The following is a 20,849-nucleotide window of genomic DNA, read 5'->3' on the forward strand; positions in this document are numbered from 1 at the left end:
GCGGGGCGTGACCCACCGCGCTCGACCCGGCGCCGGCCACCGCCCGGCTTCCCGCTCCAGCGGCTCGCGCGGCCCAGCGTTCATCCGGCGGAGAGGAACCGGTCCACAATGGTGATCAGCTCTCCCACGCCCGGGCCCCTGGTGTGCCCCAGATGCGGCACCCCGACCGTCCCCGGTGGGCGCTTCTGCTTCAACTGCGGGCTCCAGTTCACCCAGACCGACACCCCGCGCACCGAGGCCGCGGAGCGGCGCGTCGTCACGGTGCTCTTCGGTGACCTCTCCGACTTCACCGCCTGGGCCGAGGACCGGGACCCAGAGCGTGTCGGCGAGGTCACCGACCGGGTGCTCGCCGCGCTCGCCCGGGAGGTCGACGAGGTCGGCGGGCGGGTCGACAACCTCAGCGGGGACGGAATCATGGCCGTCTTCGGGGCACCGACCGCCCACGAGGACGACCCCGAACGCGCGGTACGGGCCGCCGCCGCCATGCAGGAGACCGTCCGTCGCCTGATCATGGACGAGGGTGGCGACAGCAGCCCGCTGGGCCTGCGGGTCGGCGTCAACACCGGCGAGGTGCTGGCCGGTGTGCAGGCCGCCCTCTCCTACACCGTCATCGGGGACACGGTGAACACCGCCGCCCGGCTGTCCGGCGCGGCCGCCGTGGGCACCGTCTACGCGGGACGGGACACCGTCCAGGCCACCAGGTCGGTGGCGACCTGGCGCGATCTGCCGCCGCTGATCCTCAAGGGCAAGCGCGAGCCGGTGCCGGCCTACGAGCTGGTCAGCCTACGCCCGTCCAACATCGCGCGGCCGGGGCTCGCCGACGACACCGCCTTCATCGGGCGGGACGGCGAGCTGGCCGAGCTCAGCGGCTACTTCACCGGCGTCCTCGAGCGCGGCGCGCCGGACGTCGTCATCGTCACCGGCGAGGCCGGGATCGGTAAGACCCGGCTCGCCCGTGAGCTCGCCGACACCGCCGCCGCGAACAGCGGCGCGACCGTGCTGTGGGGGCGGACCGTCCGGCACGGCGACGTGCGTGACCTGGCGCCACTGATCGATCTCATCCGCGGCGCGTGCGGCGTCACCGACGGCGACAGCCTGGACCGGGTCGCCGACCGGGTGCGGCGCCGGGTCGCCAGCCTCACCCATCCGATCTTCGGCACCAAGCTGCCGTCCGCCATCGGCGACCGGCTGCTNGGCATGCTCGGCGTGCCACCGGACCGCCGTCCCAGCGCCGGAGCGGCGATCCCGCCCGGTGACCCCGTCGGCCGGGCATCCCACGGCGAGGCGATCCAGCGGGCCGTCGACGACGCCGTGGAGACCGTGGGCCTGCTCCTGAGCGCGATGGCCGTGCAGGGCCCGGTCATTGTGATCATCGACGACCTGGAATGGGCGACCAGCCGCCTCACCGTCGCGCTGCGCCGGCTCACCAGCGCCCTGACCGGCCCGGTGATGCTGCTGCTGCTCGACCGGGAGAACCCGCGCTTCGCCGACCTCGCCGCCGCCCGCCGGATCGCGCTGACCCCGCTCCCGGAGAACGCGGCCCGCGCCCTGCTCAAGGACTACCTGGGTGAGCCCGGGCTGTCCCGGGCCAACCAGGCCGCGCTGCTGGCCAGGGTGCACGGCAACCCCTTCTTCCTCACCGAGCTGCTCAACCTGCTGGTGGACCGCGGGCTGCTGCACCAGGTGCCNGACCCGGACGGGGAGGGGATGCGGTGGGTGCTGGAGGGGTCGCTGGCCGAGACCGTGCTGCCGGCCGGTGTGCAGTCGGTGCTGGCCGCGCGCATCGACGATCTGGACCCGACCGCGAAGGCCGCGTTGCGGGCCGCCGCCGTGCTCGGTCCCCGCTTCCCCGCGGAAGCGCTCCAGGCGGTCGGTGAACGCCCCGCCGCCGAGGTGGAGCGGGCGCTGTCCGTGCTCACCGAACGGCAGCTCGTGCGGCCGCCGCGCCAGGGCGAGACGCTGTGGCGGTTCGTGCATCCGATGGCGCGGGACGTGGCCTACTCGGGTCTGCCGAAGGTCGAGCGCGCCCGCCGGCACGCCACCGCCGCCCGGTGGGGGGTCACGGCGATGATCGGTTCGTCCCGCGAGGTGTCGACCTTCGTCGCCTCGCACGCGCTCCGCGCCTATGACCTGGCCGCCTCGATGGCCCTGCCCCCGGACGACCCGGCCTGGTCGGCCCGGGAGGCCGGCTTCCACGCCCATGTCCGGCTGGCCCGCTCCGCGCTCGCCCGCGACGACCACCGGACCGCCGCCGACCTGCTCTCCAACGCCCGCCGGCTCGGGCGCGGCGTGATCGACGGCGACGACGACATCAAGGTACGGGTGCTGCACGCCGAGGCGCTCGTCTGGCTGCGCCGGCTGGACGAGGCGGAACGCGCGCTGCGACCGGCGCTGCGGATGAACACGCCGAGCCAGCGGGCCGCCGCCTACGCCGTCCTCGGCGAGCTCCGGCAGAAGCAGGGCCGCGGCGAGGAGGCCCGACAGTCCCTGATCACCGCGCTGGACGCGGCCCACCGCGCCGGTGACGACCGGGCCGTGGCCGCCTCGCTGCGCAGGCTCGGACTTCTGGAGTACTCGGCCGGCCGCATCCAGGCCGCGGAGGAGCGCTACCGGGAGGCGCTGACGCTCGCGCGCCGGGTGGACGACCCCCGCGGGGTCGGCTGGGCCCTGCAGCACCTGGCCTGGAGCGCCACCACCCGCGGGGACTACAGCCAGGCTGAGCGCACGCTTCGCGAGGCGTCCGCGCTGTTCGAGCGGCTGGAGGATGCCGGCGGGCTCGGCTGGTGCTCGGGCACCGAAGCCCTCGTCCTGCTGCTTTCCGGCCAGCTCACCCGCACCCGCAAGGTCTCCCGGGTGCTCATCAACCTCGCCGAGTCGATGCGGGAGCGCTGGGGTCAGGCGATCTGCCTGACGATCGACGCGGTCGCCGCCGCCGAGCTCGGCGACATCGAGACCGCCGAGGCCGAGGCGGCCCGGGCGGCGGAGCTGTTCACCGAGACCGGCGACTCCTGGGGGCACACCCTCACCCTGATCGCCCGGGGGCTGGCCGCCCGCGGGGCCGGCGAGCCGAGGCGGGGGGCCGAGCTGCTCACCGAGGTGTGCACCGAGGCAGCGGCCACCGGGCACGTCATCATCGGCGCGTTCGCGCAGGTCCTGCTGGGTCTGACCAGGCTGGATGCGGGCGAGGTGGACGCGGCGGACCAGGCCGCGCAGCGCGCGCTGGCCGATCTGGACCGGCTGGAGCTACGGCCACACGCACAGCTCGGGGCGAAAGTGCTGGTGGCGCAGGTCGCCCGCGCCCGCGGCCGGCTGGACGAGGCGATCACCGGCTTGCGCGGCGCGCTCGCCGTCAGTGAGCCCGCGACGCTGATGTTCCCGCGCCGGCAGGCCTACGCCCACCTGGCGGGAACGCTGCTGGACGCGGGCGAGCCCGAGGAGGCCCTGCGGGTCGCCCGGCGCGCGGTGAGTGTGGACGCGGAGGACGTTCGCGCGCAGGTGCTGGCCTACCGGGCGCTGGGCACGGTGCTGGCCGCCCACGGCGACGTAGAGGGCAGCCGTGAGGCCTACCAGCAGGCGCTCGCCGCGGCGACGGCCACCGGCGCGGTCAGCGAGGTGCCGACGACCAGAAGGCTGATCGCCGCCTTGCCTCCTGCCACGCGGGGAGGCGACGAGCCCGACAGCGCCGCCGGCCCGGTTGCCCGGACCAGCGCCGTCGCCGTCACAGCCGTGACCACGCCGCTCCCGGATCCGGCGTCCTTGGCGGAACCGGGAGACGGGCGGGCAACGGACTTGCCGGCTCCACTACCGGCGGTGAGTTCAGCGGGCCCGGCGGGCGAGCCGCTCACGGTCGAGCAGCACGACGGCGCGTGAGTCCAGGCGAAGCCACCCACGAGTGGCGAAATCGGCCAGGGCTTTGTTCACCGTCTCCCGCGAGGCACCGACCAGTTGTGCCAGTTCCTCCTGTGTGAGGCCGTGTTCGACCCGGACCCCGGCCGCCTCGTTGCCCGGCTGGGCCGGCTCGCCGAAGCGGTCGGCCAGATCGAGCAGCGCCTTCGCCACGCGGCCGGGCACGTCCGTGAAGACCATGTCCGCCATCGTGTCGTTGGTCCGCCGCAGGCGGCGGGCCAGCACACGCAGCAGCAGCGCCCCGGCTTCGGGCCGGGAACGCAGCCACGGCCGCAACGCGGTGTGATCCAGCGCGACGAGCGACGCGTCGGTCACGGCGGTCGCCGTCGCGGTGCGCGGCCCGGGATCGAACAGGGAGAGCTCTCCGAAGAGGTCTCCCGGCCCCATCACGTACAGCAGGTTCTCCCGCCCATCGGCGGACTGGCGTCCTATTTTGACCTTGCCGGAAAGAACCACGAAGACGCGGTCACCGACATCCCCTTCGCGGAACAGCACATCGCCACGGGTCACGTCCTGCCGGTCCAGGTGATCAGAAAGCGCCTGGCGGTCGGGCTCGGACAACCCGGCGAAGAGCGGAACGCGGGCTAGCAGATCGTCCACGAGGTGAGCATGCCAGGGTGCGGGACGTTGAGCACGGCCAGGGACCCCCATCGGCCTGGTCAGGTCACGCAGATGTACCCGAATACTCCGTTTCTGATACGCAAAGTGACAGCAGACCCACCACCAAGGTGGCGAGAGTCACAATCCTCCGAACACGGTCGATTTCGCCGGCATGGCCGGCCCCGCCAGCCCGTCGGCCAGCCCGCCGGCCACCGCGGAGTCACGCCGACCGGAGTCACGCCGATCAGCGTCGCGCCGATCAGCGACGCCGGACGGGGTCAGATGGCCCGGTGCTTGCCGGGGGGCGTGCGGCGCAGCCGGCGCCGGTAACGCTCCAGCGCGGCGGGCAGGCCCTGCTGGACGAACGTCGCGACCTCGTCGGGCCGCGCACTGTCGAGGAAGCCTTCCAGCCCCTTGCCGGTGTCGGCAGCGTTCAGGGGGCGCTCCACCCGCTCCATCGCCAGCAGGAGCCCGAGCAGCACCAAGGGGACCGTAACCGCGGCAAATACAAACATGGCGCGTCCATGGTCGCCGATGGCGACGCCGGTCGCGCACCCGGGGGGTCGGCGCGCCAGAGCGGACCACGATCAGACAACCAGTCGTGGCGCGGGGCCCGACAGATAATCTGCGGAGCATGGCAACCACCGTCGACGCGACAGCAGAGACGGCTCTGGCCCGGACCCGGCGCGCGCGGCGCATCGTCCGCGCACTCGGCGAGCTCCACCCGGACGCACGTATCGCGCTGCACTTCAGCACCCCGTTGGAGCTGTTGGTCGCGACGGTGCTGTCGGCCCAGTGCACCGACAAGAAGGTCAACGAGGTCACCCCGGCCGTCTTCGCGCGCTATCCGGACGCGGCCGCCTACGCCGCGGCGGATCGCGACGAACTCGAGGTGTTGCTGCGCCCCACCGGCTTCTTCCGGGCGAAGGCGAACTCACTGATCGGCATCGGTGCCGCGCTCACCGAAAGGTTCGCCGGTGAGGTGCCCGGCCGGCTGGACGCGCTGGTGACGCTGCCGGGAGTGGGGCGCAAGACCGCGAACGTAGTCCTCGGCCACGCCTTCGGCATCCCCGGGATCACGGTCGACACCCATGTGGGGCGGCTCTCCCGCCGATTCGCGCTGACCACCGAGACCGACCCCGTCCGGGTGGAGAGTGATCTCGGCGCGCTCATCGAGCGGCGGGACTGGACCATCGCGTCCGACCGGATGATCTTTCATGGCCGCCGGGTGTGCCACGCCCGCCGGCCCGCCTGCGGGGCCTGCGCGATCGCGCGGCTCTGCCCGTCCTTCGGCGAGGGGCCCACCGATCCCGAACAGGCCGCGCGGCTGATCCGCGGCGACGCGGAGGCCGCCCGGTGAGCGCCCCCGGACAGCCCCGGCCTCAGTCCCAGTCCCACTCCCAGCCACAGCCGCAGCCACAGCCGCAGCCGCGGGCTCGGCGGACCGGCGCCTCCTCCTCCCGCCGTGACACGACGGCTCCACCGTGGCTGCGGGATCTGGTCGACGCGGTCGGCGAGGGCATCCCGGTGCAGACCCGCCACGCGATGCAGACACCCCGCCCGGGCGCTCGGCAGGCCGCCGTCCTGATCCTGTTCGGGGAAGGTCCCGCCGGCCCGGACATCCTGCTGCTGCAGCGGGCGGCCGACATGCGCAATCACGCGGGCCAACCCGCCTTCCNCGGCGGCGGGGCGGACGAGACGGACATCTCGATGGCGGCGACGGCGCTGCGCGAGGCCGAGGAGGAGGTCGGGCTCGACCCCTCGGGCGTCGAGGTTCTCGCGACCACGACACCGCTCTATCTCGCCGCCAGCCACTTCCACGTCACGCCGGTGCTGGCCTGGTGGCACACGCCGAGTGCGGTGGGCGCGGTCGATCCGGCCGAGACGTCCTCGGTGGCGCGGGTGCCGGTGGTCGAGCTCGCCGACCCCGCCAACCGGATCCTGCTGTGGCATCCGGCCGGGTTCGGCAGCCCGGCCTTCCGGGTCCGCGGGATGACGGTCTGGGGCTTCACGGCGGGCATCCTCGACGCGCTGCTGCGGGTCGGCGGGTGGGAACAGCCCTGGGACGTCACGACACGCGTGGACGTCCCGGAGATCACCGCCGCGATCTCCGCGGCGATGGCCCTCCCCCGAGCGGTGGTGGAACCTCGGGCCGCTCCCGACGAAGCGGGCGGTACCGTCTGAGGATGACCTCAAGATCCGCTCGGAACGCGCTGGTCGCGCTGGTCGCCGCCACGACGCTGCTCACCGGGGCGGCGGGCTGCGGCGGCGGGAGCGGCGGCGCGCCTCCGGTGGCCGCGACGCTGACACCGACCGTGAGTGACGGGGTCCAGGTCTTCGACGTCATCGGCCAGGTGGACCAGACGTTCTCCGCCGGCGAGCTCGTCGCCAGCCCCGGAACGATCCGGGTCGACTTCTCGGTCGTGAAGGGCTCCGCCCCGCACAACTTCGTCATCGAAACGATCCCGGGCGCAAGCACGAAAATCCTCCGCGCCGGGGAGTCACAGTCGATCACCTTCACCGTGTCCGAGCCTGGGCGGTATCCCGTCGTCTGTACCCTGCACCAGGGGATGACCGCCACCCTCGTGATCCGCTGAACCGCATCACGCCGCACCCTGATCGTGCCTCTTTCCGAACCTCGACACGGGCCCTAGGTGAATCTTCTCGATCTCGTCCTGATCGCTCTGGTCGTGATGTTCGCGATTTCCGGATATCGCCAGGGGTTCGCGGTCGGCGCGCTGTCCTTCATCGGCTTCCTCGGTGGCGGTGTCCTCGGCGCCAAGGTCGCGCCTCCCTTCGCCGAGCTCATCGGCCGTGAGGAGGACGGCGCGCTCGTCGGCCTCATCGTGGTGGTGGGGCTGGCCCTCATGGGCCAGATCCTCGGGACGGCCCTGGGCGCGACCCTGCGCGGGCGGCTGACCTGGCGGCCCGGTCAGCGGGTCGACGCCGTGGCCGGCGCGGTGCTCTCCGGGGCGTCGGTGCTGCTGGTGGCCTGGCTGGTCGCGACCGCGGTGGACCGCTCGCCGTTCCAGACACTCGCCCGGGCCGCCCGCGGGTCGGAAGTCCTGGGCGCCGTCGACGCCAAGATGCCTGACGACGTCCGCCACACCTTCGCCGATCTCCGTCAGCTCATGGACGATCAGGGGTTTCCCGAGGTCTTCGCCGGGCTCGACGGTGAGCGCATCGTGGCCGTCGACCCGCCGGACCCGGGGGTCGTGACCATCGCCGAGGTACAGAACGCCGCGGCGAGCATCCTGAAGATCCGTGGGCAGGCGCCGTCGTGCGGCAAGCAGGTGGAAGGCACCGGCTTCGTGTTCTCACCGCAGCACATCATGACGAACGCGCACGTGGTGGCCGGGGTGACTGAGGCAGTCGTCGAGCTGGACTCCCGTTCACTGCCCGCCGAGGTGGTGCTGTTCGACCCCGAGCGGGACGTGGCGGNGTTGTACGTTCCCGACCTTCGGCGGCCGCCGCTGCGGTTCCAGACGTCCCCGCCCGGCGAGGCCGGTGATCCGGTGGTGGTCGCCGGCTATCCCCAGGACGGTCCGTACACCACCGAGCCCGCCNGCATCCGCAACGAGCAGAACGCGAGCGCGCCGGACATCTACTCGCGCGGCACGGTTCGGCGGGAGATCTTCGCGGTCCGCGGCCAGGTGCTGCCGGGCAACTCGGGCGGCCCACTGCTGTCCGCGACCGGCACGGTGGTCGGGGTGGTCTTCGCCGCCGCGACGGACGACGACGACACCGGGTACGTCCTGACGGCGCAGGAGGTCAGCATTCCCGCCCAGCGCGGCGCCCAGGCGACCGTGCCGGTGAGCACCCAGAGCTGCGACTGATCCACCGGCCGTCAGCGTTCCACCGGCCGTCAGCGCCATCCCGCCGTCAGCGCCATCCCGCCGTCAGTGGCCTGGCGCGTCCACGCTCTGCCGGAGCCAGGCGACCAGATCGCGGGTGACGGTGTCGGGGTCCTCCTCGTGCGGGAAATGCCCGAGGCCGTCATACAGGCGCCAGGTGTAGGGCGCGGACACGTACCGGTGGGAACCGGCCGCGGTCGACTCCAGGAAGCAGCGGTCCAGGCGGCCGTGCAGGTGCAGTGTCGGAACCCGTACCGGCGTCCGCAGCCGCTCGACGAACCGCGCGCCGTCCCGGCGCACCAGCGACCGCACGACCCAGCGGTGGTACTCCAGTGAGCTGTGGGCGACGCCGGGAATCCGCATGGCGCCGCGGTAGCGGGCTTCGGTATCCGGGGTGGGGTACCCCGGCCCGCCCCAGGAGCGCAGCAGGTCGGCGACGTAGGCCGCGTTGTCCGCCACGAGGCGGCGTTCGGGTGCCCAGGGGAGCTGGAACGCGGCCAGATACCGGCTCGCGAGGCCCTGCCCGCGCGGATCCGCGGCGATCTGGCGCCGGACCCGCAGCGGGTGCGGCATGCCGATCACCGCCAGCCCGCGCACCACCCGTGGTTGCCGGACCGCCGTCGTCCAGCCGAGCAGGCCGCCCCAGTCATGCCCCACGAGCACCGCGTCGCGTTCGCCGAGCGCCCGCACGAGACCGGCGACATCGTCGGCCAGGGTGAAGGCGTCGTAGCCGCGCGGCGGCTTGTCGCTGGCGCCGTAGCCGCGCAGGTCGGCCGCGACCACCCGGTAGCCGGCTCGGGGAAGCTCCCGCAGCTGGCCACGCCATGTCCACCAGAACTGCGGGAAGCCGTGGAGCAGAAGGACCAGGGGCCCCTCCCCCGCCTCGGCCACGTGCAGACGGGTGCCGTTGGTCGAGACGTCCCGGTGCCGCCACGGCCCATCGATGAGAACGGTGGCCGGCTCAGGGGTGGCATCCTCCATCACCAGCAAGGATGGCAGGTCTCCACCGCCTCGCCGACAAGTGGTACGTGTGCTGAGAATGTCCGCGTGGCGTGAGCCGGCCGCAAGCCGTCACCTCGGGTCGAACTCCGGCAGGCCCGGGCTCGTGCCCCGGCCCACCTGCCCGGCCGGGTCGGGGCCCTCCAGGCCCACCAGTCCGTCCTGGCCGACCGCGGCGGGCGTCCCGGCCGCCCCGGCTCCGGACCGGCCCGCCGGCCGGCGCAACACGGCGATGTCGTCCCGGACGGACTGGATGGTCCGTTCGGGCGGTGAGAGCTTCCTGAAGCGGGTCACCGCGAACAGCACCAGCAGGCCGGCCACCGCCAGGTAGAGGAACGTCGTCAGCAGGTAGGCCCAGAAACGTTCCATACCGGCCCAGGTGAACAGCTCACCCAGGAAGATCGTCCCGGCGATGAGCGCCCCGAACGCCAGCCCGGCCGCCGCCACCAGGAAGCCGGCCCCGAGCCCGGCGGAGACCGCCTGCCGGGCGAGCTCGGCCTTGGCCAGCTCGATCTCCTGGCGGATCAGCAACGACATGTCCCGGGTCGCCAGCGCGACCAGCTCTCCCAGGGACGGCTCCCGGCCGGCTCGCGAGCTGTCGGTTCTCATCGGCACTCCGGCCCTCCCCTGTCGAAAACCGGCCCGCGACCCCGGCGATCAGGTCCGGTACCGGCGCCCTCCGCCGGCCGCGGGGTCACGGCCACGCGTCCGCCCCGTCCGAATCCTCTGCGTGCAGTGTGGCCTGCCGAGGCGCCACACGGGCGGCAACAGCGCGATCGAACGGTGTGATCCCCAGGACGATTCGCCCTGTCACCGGTCATGACGACCCGCGCCACCAGCTCGCGAGCCGCTCAATCGGCTGCTCATCGGCTGCTCATCGGCTCCTTGTCGGGTTCACGTCACGTTCTCGCCGGCTCCACGCCAGCCGCTCGCCGCTGTCCGCCGGCGGTCCGGCGCCGGACCGCCGGCCGGCCTCGGCACCCCCGGGCGGGGTAGCGTCTGCCGGGTGACAGCACGTTCGTCGGTGTCGGTCGCCGAAACCGACCCCCTGAGTCAGGTTGCGGCGGTTCCCGGCGTCGACGACGCCGCGACCTCCGCCCGCGCCGCCGTCGACACGCTGCTGCGGCACCGTGTCCTCCGCCGCAGCAGCGCCGAGGTGACCGCCGAGGCGTCTCTGCGCGCCGCCCGCGCCTCCGCCGCGCTGGAGGGGCACGACATCCCCCTCGATGTGCTGCGAGCCCACCTCGGCGACCAGCTGGCGGACGGCGAGCAGGTCCCGGCCGGCGCCGGCGCCGCCACCGGTCAGCCGGCGGGGCAGGCCGCGACCTCGACCGACAGCACCGACGGGCGCTCACTCGCGGTGACACTGGGCGCCGTCCGGCTCTACGCGGAGCTGGGCACGCTGTCCTCGGCCTGGGAACGCGCTCCCCGCCAGGCACTCGCGCGGATGCACCTCCTCGCCGGCCGCGGGCTGCTGCCCGACGCGGTGCTGGGACGGCCGCGGGCGGATGGCCAGCCGGTCGGCGCGCCGGGCGCCGCCGGCGCCGCGGGTCAGCAGCCACCCCCACCGTCGGCCCTGCCGACACCACCCTGGGCGATGTCGGCCCCGGCCGTGTCCGCCGCGGAGATGTCGGCCCGCCTCGACGGCCTCACCGCGGTGCTGACCGGGCCGACGAAGGCCCCAGCGATCGTGGTCGCGGCGGTCACGCACGGGGAGCTGCTCGCGATCAGACCCTTCGGCGCGCTCGACGGGATCATTGCCCGGGCCGCCGCGCGGCTGGTCCTGATCAGCCGTGGGCTCGACCCGAAGGCGCTGGTCGCGACGGACGTCGGCCACCTTGAGCTGGCCCAGGGCGGCGGTGACGAGGCCGCCGCGCCCGTGGCGGACTACGGCGCGGCGCTGGCCGCCTACCTGGCGGGCGGTGCGGAGGGTGTGGGCATCTGGGTCCGGCACTGCGCGGGCGCGGTCGCGTTGGCGGCCCGGGAGTCCCTGGCGGTGTGCGAGGCCATTTCCCGCGCCTGACCGCGGAAGAGAAACGATTTTTATAGCACGTTCCTGGAGCCGCTGAAGATCCACATAGGGCGGGATCCCGGGCGCATGGTGGCCGCACACAGCCACCCGCGCCGAAGGGACGGGCTCGCCATGACCCCCGCGAAGCCGACCACATCAGCCGACGACACCCCGCGTGGACGTCCACTCGTCGTCACCGACTCACCGGACCTGCTGGACGACCTGCTCCGGCTGGCAGCGGCGGCGGGCGCGGCCGTGACGGTCGTGCCGACCGCCCGGGCCGCGACCCGGTACTGGGACAAGGCGCCGCTCGTGGTGGTCGGCGTCGACCGCGCCGCGGCCTGCGTCGCCGCGGATCTACCCGCCCGGTCGGACATCGTGCTGGTCGGCACCGATGTCGACGACCGCCGCACCTGGAGCCTGGCGCTCCTGATCAATGCCGAGCACGTGGTCTTCCTCCCGGCGGCCGAGACCTGGCTGGTGAACCTGCTCTCCCGCGCCGCCGACACGGCCCGGCGCCGGTCGCGGACCGTTGGTGTGCTCGGCGGCCGAGGCGGCACGGGCTCCACCACGCTGGCCGTCACGCTCGCCCGGGCGGGGCTGCGGCGCCAGGTCCGCTCGGTCCTGCTGGAGATCGACCCCTTCGGCGGGCTCACGGTGGGCCCGGGCCGCCCAGCCGCGGGGATGAGGCACCTGCGCGGCCCCGGCGGCCCGCCCGGTGGGCGGACGCGCGGCACGCCTCTGCCAGACGACACCGTCGACACTCTCGACACCGACGACACTCTCGACCGCTTCCTCGCCGGGCCGCCGCTGCTGGGCGGCGACCTGCCGGTGCTCTCCTGGGATCGCGATGAGATCCCGACCCTGTCGCCGCCGGCGGTGAGCGCCCTGTTCTCCACGGCTCGTGGCAGCGCCGACCTGATCGTGGCTGACCTGCCCCGTTCCACCGATGCCGCGGCCGACGTCAGCCTGTTCCTCTGCGACACCGTGCTCGTCGTCGTGACCGCCGAGCGGGCGGCGGCCGCGGCGGCCGCCCGGGTCGGCGCGTACGCGGCCCGCGTCTGCTCGGACGTCAGGCTCGTCGTTCGCCTGCCACCACCAGGAGCCGTGCCGGCAGGTCACCCGACCGCCGACCGGGCCTTCCCCGGACCGGAGTCGCGACGCCGGGCCGGCGGCTCCGTACCCGCGGCCCTGGCGCGCAAGGTGGCCACCGAGGTCGGCCTTCCGCTGGCCGGCGTCATCCACCATGAACCGGCGGCGAATCCCGAGGCCATGGCCGGGCAGGGCCGGCACCGACCAGCACGGGCCGGGGGACACGCTCCGACCACTGTCCGGAAGCCGGGTGTGTCGCGTTCAGATCCCACAGATGGGATCACAACGCCGGGGTCCGTCGACGACGACTCGGCTGGACCGGGAAGGACCATCGGCGCATCAATCATCCAGTTCAGCGATCTGTTTCTCGCCGAGCTCGGTCTCACCGGCGGAGAAGACCGATGAGGAGACGGCCCGCGCACCGGCCCTGGCGTGGTTCCCAAGCCGCCGCCACCTCGCCGTCCACCGCCATCACGCCGTCCACCGCCACCTCGCCGTCCACCGCCACCGCTGCGGCCTCGCCCGCCGGCGAGTCCCGGCTCGCGGCGGACGGCCCGGCCCGGCCGGGGCCGAGCCTCGTCCAGCACTCCGGCCCCGGGCCCCGGTTGGGACCGCTCGCCGCCCTGCTGCGGGACCCTGAGGTCACCGACATCCTGGTCAACGGCCCGGACAGCGTCTGGGTCGAACGAGCGGGCCGGCTCCGCCCCACCGGCGTGCGCTTCGCCGACGACGCCGCCGTCCGCGGGCTCGCCGTCCGGCTCGCCGCCAGCAGCGGCCGCCGTCTCGACACCGCCATGCCGTTCGCCGACATCCGGTTGCGGGACGGAATCAGGTTGCACGCGATGCTGTCCCCGCCCGCGCTCGGCGGTACGTGCCTGTCACTGCGCCGTCCGCGCGCCGTGCCGTTCACCCTGGACGACCTCGCCGCGGCAGGCACCGTGGGCCCCCGCGCGGCGACCGTGCTGCGCGCCGTCCTCACCGCCAGGCTGACGGCACTGATCAGCGGCGGAACCGGAACGGGCAAGAGCACCCTGCTCGCCGCCCTGCTGGACGCCGTGCCGGCCACGGAACGGGTCGTGTTGGTGGAGNACACCGCCGAACTCGTCCTCTCCAGAACCAACGTGGTCCGGCTGGAGGCCCGACCGGCCAACATCGAGGGCGCGGGTGAGATCACGCAGCGGGAACTCGTCCGACAGGCCCTGCGCATGCGGCCGGACCGCCTCATCGTGGGTGAGGTTCGCGGCCCGGAAGTACTCGACCTCCTGATGGCCATGAACACCGGCCACGAAGGCGGGTTGGGCACGGTGCACGCCAACACGGCCGAGACGCTGCCGGCACGGCTGGAGGCCCTCGGAGCGCTGGCCGGGCTGGGACGTTCCGCGTTGCACAGCCACGTCGCGGCCGCGGTCCAGGTCGCCATCCACCTCCGCCGGGACGGCAACGGCGCCCGGCGGGTCGCCAGCATCGGGGTGTTCCGCCAGGGAGCGGACGGCCTGGTCCAGGTCGTCCCCGCGGTCATCACCGGCGGCGCCGCGGCGCCGGCGCGCCGGGGCGGCGGGCGGCCCGGCACCCCGCCGACGCCGGAGGGACTGCCGACACTGCTGGAGCTCCTCGACGATCGTGGGGTGCGACTGCGGTCGGTACCGACCGCGGCACCCACCTCGCCCGCCCAGTCACCGCCCTCCATCGCACCGGCCGTGCCGCCGGCGCCACCAGCGCCACCAGCGCCACCAGTGCCAGCGGAGCCACCAGTGCCACCGGAGCCACCGCGGTCGACGGCGGCGGCGCGGTCGGCGGCGACCCGGCGCGGCGCACGATGACGACCCGCCTCATCCGGTGGATCGGAGGGACCGGTGCGGTCGTCGCCGCCACGGCGCTCGCCGGTCCGCTCGCCGGGATCACGGTCATCCTGCTGTTCTCCGGACGCCGCGCCCTACACCGGTGGGTCCTGCGGCGCTACGAGACGGAGCTGCGTGTGTCCGCGGAGGACGTCCTCGCCGGGCTGGCGACCGAGCTGGACGCCGGGGCCACCCCCGACGAGGCCCTGCGTACGGCCCTGGCCTCGGTCAGCGCGCTCCCGGCCCACCCGGGCGTCCGTGCAGGCCCCGCCGGCCGCGTCGCCTGGCCGCTCGACCTGCCGCGGCTGCGCGACCAGCTGGCCGGGTCCGGCGATTCCGCGCGGCTGCTGGCCAGGTGCGACGCGGCGGCGCTGCGCCAGCTCGCCACAGCCTTCCGGGTCTGCCGCCTGACCGGGGTCCGCCTCGCCCCGGTTGCGGCCATGCTCGCCGACGCCGCCCGATCCGACGCGGCGCGCGCCGACGAACTCGCCTCAGCGCTCGCCGGGCCGCGATCCTCCGGCCGCCTCGTCGCGAGCCTGCCCCTGCTCGGGGTCGCACTGGGAGCTCTGCTCGGCGCAGCGCCGGCGCAGGTCCTGGTGACGCCCCCGCTCGGAACAGCCTGCCTGACCGCCGGGGTGCTGCTCGACCTGGCCGGACTGCGCTGGCTTCGCCGTATCGCGGACGGCGTCCAGGCACGGGTCCCCCCGGTATGCGCGGGCCCGGTCGAGCCAGGCCGGTCGACGTGGCGGCCGCGACCCGGTCAGCCCGGTTCGCGCCGGGGCGGAGCGACCTCGGCCGAGTACCGGCGGCGCCTGCTGGCCGACCTCCCGCTCGCCCTCGACCTCGTCTCGGCCTGTCTGCGTTCGGGCGCGACAACCCCGCAGGCGCTTGAGGTCGTCGGCATCGCGACCGGGGGCCCGGCCGGCGTCGAGCTGCGGGCAACCGGCCGCGCGCTACGCCACGGAACCCCCGCTCAGGAGGCCTGCCTGCGGATGCTGGCGGCGGTCGGCGAGAGCCGAGCACGGTCCCCGTCCCGGGACGGACACCACCTCGGCGATCGACGGCACCGCGGTGCCGGTACCGGGCTGAGGCGGGTGCTGGGCCTCGGCGCGTTTCCCCGCCGGGCGTCGGCGCGGCAGCGGGAGGGGCGGATGGTGCTGGCTGCCGCCGCCGCCATCGGCCGTACGGAATCGTCCGGGGCCCGGCTCGCCACCACGCTCACCAGAATCAGCGCCCGGGCCCGCCAGGAGGCCCACGCCGCGACGATCACCGCGGCCCGGCGGGCCGGGGTGCTGGCCGTGGCCCCGCTCGGGCTCTGCTTCCTGCCGGCCTTCCTGCTGCTGGGGGTCGTGCCCGTGGTCATCGGTTCCGCGCCGGACCTCGGACCGGCGCTGTCCCCTGGGCTCTGATCTCGCTGAGCGCGGAGGGCAGGCGCTGTGGATGAGATCTCGCTGTCCACAGCGGGCGCGCATCCGGCCTCCGCGAGCCGTCCGCGGCCGACGATCGGTGCGGCGGTCCGATCACCCTTCCTCCTTCCTGACCCGGAGGCAACAGTGCGACTTCTCCTCATGCTGCTTCACCTGGCGTCCCTCGTGGGCGGGCCGCCCGACCCCCGGCGAGGGACGCGCCGCGGCCTGGGCCGCGAGCTGGGCCGCGGCGGGGCGGACGCGGGAATGTCGACGGCCGAGTACGCCGTCGGCACGCTGGCGGCCGTCGCCTTCGCCGGTGTGCTCTATGCGGTGGTCTCGAGTTCGGCCACCCGGTCGTTGATCTCCTCGGTGGTCCAGCGCGCGCTGACGGTCTCGTTCTGAGGCCGGCCGATGACGGCGACGCGGCCCGACAACAGCCACGCTGGGCGGGATCGCGGCCAGGTGACCGCTGAACTGGCCATGGGCCTGCCCAGTCTCGTGGCAGTGGTGTTCCTGCTCCTGTGGATGATCAGCGCGGTTGCGGCACAGACCCGGTGCGCGGAGGCGGCCCGTCTCGGCGCACGCGCCGCCGCCCGGGGAGAGACACCGGCCGACACCCGGACCTGGGCCCTGCGTGCGGCCCCGGCCGGTGCCGTCGTCGAGATCAACCGCGACGGCGACGGCGGCGCCGGGGCCGTTCAGGTCCGTGTCGCCGTGGCGGTACGGGCCGGAGGTGCCGGCAGCCTGGCGCCGGCGGTGACCGTGTCGGCCGTCGCGGTCGCCGCGGTCGAGGACCCGCCGAGAGCGGGCGGGTCATGACAACCAGGTTCCGGCGAGCGTCGTCGCCAGCCGGGGACCGCGGCTCCGCCACGATCTGGCTGCTCGGCGGGATCATGCTGGTCGTCCTGGTCGGGTCGACGGCGCTGAGTCTGGTGCAGGTCGACGCGAGTCGTCAGCGGGCGGCCACGGCCGCCGACCTCGCCGCCCTGGCCGCGGCGGCGGACCGTTCCGCCGTGCCGGTGGTCGCCTGTCAGCGGGCGCTGGCAACGGCCCGGGCCAACTCCGCGTGGTTGGTCGCCTGCCGGGTGGACGCCGTGAGCGTCAGCATTGCCGTCGAGGCCGATCTACCGGGCCCGCTGCGGCTCTTCGGCCCGGCCCGCGCCCGTGCGCGGGCCGGGCCGTGGGAAGGCGCACCCGGCGCCTACGAGCCCAGGGCGGCCAGGCTCGACACCGCAGCGGAACACCGCACGGCAGGGCTCAGCGTTGGGGGTGGCACAGCGCAGGACGGCGCGGCTGGGCCCGGCCTGGTGGCGCCGGCGATCAGCCGACCCCGGTCCGATCAGCTCGAGCGGCCCCCGGTGGGGGCTGACGGCCTGGACTCACCAGCCGCGGAGTCCCGGCGGCTCCCGCGCTCAGCTGTACCGGCTTCCGCCCGTTCCCCGTCGTTCTTCTTACGGCGCAGGTCGGAGACCCTGGCGACGATCCGGTCGGCCCGGGGCGCCGCTGACGGGACGGTCGTGGCCGCCGGCTCACTGCGCGGTGCCGTCCGTCCCTTCCGCTCGCCACCCGTCGATCCGGGCTGCCGGCCGGTATCGGCGGCAGCCCGGCCGGCCGTCCCCTGGTCCGCCGGTCCGGCCGGCCTGGCCGAGCTGTGCCCGCTGCTGTCCCGCCCCCGTCCGACGAGTGGCTCGATGGGCCTGGTCGGGGCCGTGGCGGCACCCGCGGTGCCCGGCTGGCCGACGGACGGTGGCTGGCCGACGGACGGTGCCGGGCTCGACGGTGCCGGGCTCGACGGTGCCGGGCTCGACGGTGCCGGGCTCGACGGTGCCGGGCTCGACGGTGCCGGGCTCGCCGGTGCCGGCGCGACGGGCCGAGTCGCGGCTGCCTCGCGCGGCCTTCCCGCCGGCGCGGCCCCGGCACCACCGGCGGCCATCGGCGCCATACCGCCCCGGGAGACGGCGCCCGCCGCTCCCGCGGCCGGACCGTCAGCCGGCGGAGCCGAGGTGGGCGCCGCCGGGATCGGCGTGGGCCCGGATGCCGTGGCAGGCGCAGGTACAGGCGGCGCGGCGGGCGCCGGGGCGGTGGAGGACGCGGCGACGTGGGCAGGCGTTACCGACACCGTCGATGTCCGCGGGCGCGACGCGTATGACGTGGGTACCGCGCGGGTCATCGCGGCCAGCTCCCGGGCTCGCTGGCGTTCTTCCCGTCGCCGCTGCCGGTCCCGGGCGAATCCCTGCAGGCCGATCTGCACACCGGCCACCACCAGCACTCCGGTGGACAGCCCCAGGACGAAAAGGCCCCAGACGTCGAAGGACAGCGCCTGCCCCATGATCATCACTTCTGTCTGGCCCGAGTTCTCCAGGACGATGTCCGCGGNGAGAACACCCGCCAGAAGCAACAGCACCACGCCGACGGTGACCACCGGAACCTCCAGATTCCTGCCGAGTATGAGATGCCAGACCGCTGCGAGAATCCGACGCGGAACGGTTCTACCCCCGATACGGTCGCCTGCACCCCCAGCCCACGAAGGTGTCTATTCCTCTCGTGGCTTCGGTGCCTTCGCCGGGTCGGGATCCACCGCGGTCAGCACCGAGTCCAACAGTCTCACCGCGGCCGCCTTCGCGAGCGGCTCGTTGCCGTTTCCGCACTTCGGGGACTGCACGCAGGAAGGGCAGCCCGCAGGGCATTCGCAGGCGGCGACAGCGTCCCGCGTCGCGCGCAGCCAGGAGGCGACCCGCAGGAACCCCCGCTCGGCGAACCCCGCCCCGCCGGCGTGGCCGTCGTAGACGAAGACGCTGGTCCGCCCGGTGTCCGGGTGCAGCGCGGTGGACACACCGCCGATATCCCAGCGGTCACAGGTCGCGAACAGCGGAAGCAGCCCGATCGCCGCGTGCTCCGCCGCGTGCACCGCACCGGGCACATCCGCGGGCTCGATACCCGCCGCGGCGAGCAGCTCGGCGGTGACGGTGTACCAGACGGCCCGGGTACGCAGCTGGCGCGGCGGGAGGTCGAGCGGCTCCTGCCCGAGGATCTCGCCGGTGGCCAGCCGGCGGCGCTGAAAGCCGACTACCTGACTGGTGACCTCGACGGTACCGAGATGGATTTCCACGTCCGCGAACCGTGCCGACCGGGTGGACTCCACGATGGAGATATCGGTGTGCTCACGGGCGACCGTCGTCCAGTCCGGCGAGGCCGCCTCGACGAACGCCACGGAGTCCTCGAGGTCCAGCTCGGCGACGACGAAGGTGGCGCCCTGATGCAGATACACCGCGCCCTGATGCACCGTCGAGTGCGAGGTCGCGGCGTCGACCGTGCCGAGCAGGCGGCCGGTTCCCGCCTCGACGATGCGGACGGGGGATCCGCCGGCCCCCCTGATGTCGACGTCGGGCCGCTGCCGCTGGGTCCAGAACCAGCCGGTGGGCCGTCGGCGCAGCCGGCCCCGGCGCACGAGGTCGTCGACGGCCGCGCGAGCCCCGGTGCCGAAAAGAACCAGGTCCTCATCAGTCAGCGGCAGTTCACTGGCCGCGCACTCGAGATGTGGCATCAGGACATAGGGATTGTCGGGGTCGAACACACTGGCCTCGACCGGTCGACCGAAGACGGTCGCCGGGTGGTGGACGAGATAGGTGTCGAGCGGGTCGTCTCGGGCCACGAGAACGGCGAGCGCCCCCTGCCCCGCTCGCCCGGCACGACCAGCCTGCTGCCACAGCGAGGCCAGGGTCCCGGGGAATCCCGCGATCACCGTGGCGTCGAGCCCGCTGATGTCGACGCCGAGTTCCAGCGCGGACGTCGCGGCCACACCGAGAAGTTCCCCGGTCCGCAGCCGGCTCTCCAGATCGCGGCGTTCCTCGGCGAGGTAGCCGGCGCGGTAGGCGGCGACCCGCGCGGCCAGCTCCGGCGCGACCTCGTCCAGGCCCCGGCGGGCGGCGGCGGCGACGATCTCGGCGGCGCGGCGGGAGCGGACGAACACCAACGTCCGCACCCCCTCCGTCACCAGGTCGGCCAGGAGATCGGCCGACTCCGCGGTCGCGGCCCGCCGGACGGGGGCGTCGTTCTCGCCGCGCGGCGTCGAAACCGCCCCGGCACGCTCGCCAACCCCGGTCTGCTCGCCAACCCCGGCCCGGTCGCCAACCTCGAGGCTCGGCGGCGCGAGAGGGTGCTCCCGCCGACCGGCTCGCGCGCCGAGCAGCGGGGGCTCGTAGAGCGCGAAGTCCAGGGGGCCGCGGGGGGAGGTGTCGGTGTCGACCACCTCGACGTCCACCCCGGTAAGGCGGGAGGCCGACATGCCCGGGTCGGCCACCGTCGCCGAGGCGAGGATGAACACCGGTCGGGCGCCGTAGCGGGCACAGACCCGCCGCAGCCTGCGCAGCACCAGCGCCACGTGCGCCCCGAAGACGCCCCGGTAGCCATGGCACTCATCGATGACCACATACCGCAGACCACGGAAGAAGGACGACCAACGACGGTGCGCCGGAAGAATGCCGCGGTGCAGCATGTCGGGGTTGGTCAGGACGAGGGTCGCGTGGGCCCGCACCCATTCGCGCTCGGGCCCCGGCGTGTCGCCGTCGTAGGTCGAGGCCCGCACACCGGTCAGTCGCAGTGAGCGCACCGCCCGGAGCTGGTCATGGGCCAGCGCCTTGGTGGGTGCGAGATACACCGCCCGCGCGCCCGGCTCGCCCAGCAGTCGAGACAGCACCGGCAGCAGGTAGCCCACCGATTTCCCGGATGCGGTGCCGGTCGCGAGCACGACGTCGCGCCCCTCGTGCGCCGCCTGGGCGGTCTGGGCCTGGTGCACCCAGGGCTGGTCGATCCCCGCCGCCCGCAGCCGGCCGACCAGCACCTCGTCCGCCCAGTCTGGCCACGCCGCCGTGCGGCCGCCCCGGGCTGGCACGTGCTCGACATGGGTGATGTTGGCGGCCCGACGGCCATCGAGGGCGAGCCGGGAAAGCACGCTGCGCGCCCGCGCGACATCGCGCTCGGTGGCAGCCGACGAACCCACGCACGTCACGATAGGCGGTGAGGTGTGGCGGACGCCCAGAGCCGGACCTCGCCTCCCGGGCCGGTCACAGCGGGCCCCGCCAGCTTGCGCCACCTGCCCGACCCCCGCCCCTGCCTCCCCCGGCGCTAGATCGGCGATAGC

16 protein-coding genes and 7 pseudogenes are annotated in these 20,849 nt (G+C 74.3%); 18 read left to right on the forward strand and 5 right to left on the reverse strand.

The window, feature by feature from the left end:
- Window positions 1-108: 108 nt before the first annotated feature.
- From UG55_RS33670 to UG55_RS33680, 3 genes and pseudogenes are all read left to right on the forward strand, one after another.
- Window positions 109-1,193, forward strand: a 1,085-nt coding sequence (locus tag UG55_RS33670; RefSeq protein ID WP_242423974.1) for an adenylate/guanylate cyclase domain-containing protein, incomplete at its 3' end; no start/stop codon positions are given.
- Window position 1,194: 1 nt separating this feature from the next.
- A pseudogene (locus UG55_RS33675) lies at window positions 1,195-1,688 on the forward strand (guanylate cyclase); the annotation flags it as partial.
- A gap of 1 nt (window position 1,689) precedes the next feature.
- Window positions 1,690-3,870 (forward strand): annotated as a pseudogene (locus tag UG55_RS33680) (tetratricopeptide repeat protein); the annotation flags it as partial.
- Here UG55_RS33680 and UG55_RS08105 read toward each other — a convergent pair.
- A complete protein-coding gene (locus tag UG55_RS08105; protein ID WP_018637435.1) occupies window positions 3,817-4,506 on the reverse strand; it encodes a Crp/Fnr family transcriptional regulator in 690 nt (229 codons plus the stop codon). The pseudogene UG55_RS33680 and the gene UG55_RS08105 sit on opposite strands and share 54 nt — an antisense overlap.
- A gap of 278 nt (window positions 4,507-4,784) precedes the next feature.
- Window positions 4,785-5,021, reverse strand: a complete 237-nt coding sequence (locus UG55_RS08110) for a hypothetical protein (RefSeq protein ID WP_066065127.1) — start codon at window positions 5,019-5,021, stop codon at window positions 4,785-4,787.
- Window positions 5,022-5,140: 119 nt separating this feature from the next.
- On the opposite strand from UG55_RS08110, the gene nth reads away from it, so the two are divergent.
- The 7 genes and pseudogenes from nth to UG55_RS33700 form a co-directional block, all read left to right on the forward strand.
- The gene (gene nth, locus UG55_RS08115; protein ID WP_066065130.1) at window positions 5,141-5,866 is read left to right on the forward strand and encodes an endonuclease III; all 726 of its coding nucleotides are present in this window, start codon (window positions 5,141-5,143) and stop codon (window positions 5,864-5,866) included.
- A 128-nt stretch (window positions 5,867-5,994) separates the two neighbouring features.
- Window positions 5,995-6,184 (forward strand): annotated as a pseudogene (locus tag UG55_RS33685) (CoA pyrophosphatase); the annotation flags it as partial.
- A gap of 1 nt (window position 6,185) precedes the next feature.
- Window positions 6,186-6,690: pseudogene (locus tag UG55_RS33690) on the forward strand (NUDIX hydrolase); the annotation flags it as partial.
- Between the two features lie 2 nt (window positions 6,691-6,692).
- Window positions 6,693-7,103, forward strand: a complete 411-nt coding sequence (locus UG55_RS08125; protein WP_066065133.1) for a cupredoxin domain-containing protein — start codon at window positions 6,693-6,695, stop codon at window positions 7,101-7,103.
- A 57-nt stretch (window positions 7,104-7,160) separates the two neighbouring features.
- Window positions 7,161-7,947 (forward strand): MarP family serine protease (locus UG55_RS08130; RefSeq protein WP_242423975.1); only part of this gene is annotated, 787 nt, incomplete at its 3' end.
- Between the two features lies 1 nt (window position 7,948).
- A pseudogene (locus tag UG55_RS33695) lies at window positions 7,949-8,072 on the forward strand (serine protease); the annotation flags it as partial.
- Between the two features lies 1 nt (window position 8,073).
- Window positions 8,074-8,342 (forward strand): annotated as a pseudogene (locus UG55_RS33700) (trypsin-like serine protease); the annotation flags it as partial.
- Window positions 8,343-8,405: 63 nt separating this feature from the next.
- On the opposite strand, the gene UG55_RS08135 reads toward UG55_RS33700, so the two are convergent.
- The gene (locus UG55_RS08135; protein WP_066065307.1) at window positions 8,406-9,341 is read right to left on the reverse strand and encodes an alpha/beta fold hydrolase; all 936 of its coding nucleotides are present in this window, start codon (window positions 9,339-9,341) and stop codon (window positions 8,406-8,408) included.
- A gap of 90 nt (window positions 9,342-9,431) precedes the next feature.
- A complete protein-coding gene (locus UG55_RS08140; RefSeq protein WP_242423976.1) occupies window positions 9,432-9,968 on the reverse strand; it encodes a phage holin family protein in 537 nt (178 codons plus the stop codon).
- 397 nt (window positions 9,969-10,365) lie between these two features.
- Here UG55_RS08140 and UG55_RS08145 point away from each other — a divergent pair, with 397 nt between their 5' ends.
- From UG55_RS08145 to UG55_RS46885, 8 genes and pseudogenes are all read left to right on the forward strand, one after another.
- A complete protein-coding gene (locus tag UG55_RS08145; protein ID WP_066065136.1) occupies window positions 10,366-11,382 on the forward strand; it encodes a hypothetical protein in 1,017 nt (338 codons plus the stop codon).
- Window positions 11,383-11,502: 120 nt separating this feature from the next.
- A complete protein-coding gene (gene ssd, locus UG55_RS08150) occupies window positions 11,503-12,867 on the forward strand; it encodes a septum site-determining protein Ssd (protein ID WP_066065138.1) in 1,365 nt (454 codons plus the stop codon).
- On the forward strand, window positions 12,864-13,550 hold a 687-nt coding region (locus UG55_RS33705; protein WP_242423977.1), incomplete at its 3' end, for an ATPase, T2SS/T4P/T4SS family. The genes ssd and UG55_RS33705, both read left to right, overlap by 4 nt.
- Before the next feature lies 1 nt (window position 13,551).
- Window positions 13,552-14,282, forward strand: a pseudogene (locus tag UG55_RS33710) (ATPase, T2SS/T4P/T4SS family); the annotation flags it as partial.
- Window positions 14,279-15,709, forward strand: a complete 1,431-nt coding sequence (locus tag UG55_RS08160) for a secretion system protein (RefSeq protein ID WP_066065142.1) — start codon at window positions 14,279-14,281, stop codon at window positions 15,707-15,709. The pseudogene UG55_RS33710 and the gene UG55_RS08160, both read left to right, overlap by 4 nt.
- A 159-nt stretch (window positions 15,710-15,868) precedes the next feature.
- Window positions 15,869-16,111 (forward strand): DUF4244 domain-containing protein, encoded by a 243-nt coding sequence (locus UG55_RS33715; RefSeq protein WP_242423978.1) that lies wholly within the window; start codon window positions 15,869-15,871, stop codon window positions 16,109-16,111.
- Window positions 16,112-16,171: 60 nt separating this feature from the next.
- Window positions 16,172-16,528 carry a TadE family type IV pilus minor pilin gene (locus tag UG55_RS08170; protein WP_242423979.1) on the forward strand — a complete coding sequence of 119 codons (357 nt, stop codon included), beginning with the start codon at window positions 16,172-16,174 and terminating at the stop codon, window positions 16,526-16,528.
- Window positions 16,525-18,085, forward strand: a 1,561-nt coding sequence (locus UG55_RS46885; RefSeq protein WP_396230837.1) for an Rv3654c family TadE-like protein, incomplete at its 3' end; no start/stop codon positions are given. The genes UG55_RS08170 and UG55_RS46885, both read left to right, overlap by 4 nt.
- A gap of 157 nt (window positions 18,086-18,242) precedes the next feature.
- Here the strand turns inward: UG55_RS46885 and UG55_RS08175 are convergent.
- Complete coding sequence (locus UG55_RS08175) at window positions 18,243-20,708, reverse strand: DEAD/DEAH box helicase (protein WP_066065151.1); 2,466 nt, start codon at window positions 20,706-20,708, stop codon at window positions 18,243-18,245.
- Window positions 20,709-20,849: the final 141 nt, after the last annotated feature.

Origin of the sequence: Frankia sp. EI5c (assembly GCF_001636565.1) — a bacterium.
Classification (GTDB): Bacteria; Actinomycetota; Actinomycetes; order Frankiales; family Frankiaceae; genus Parafrankia.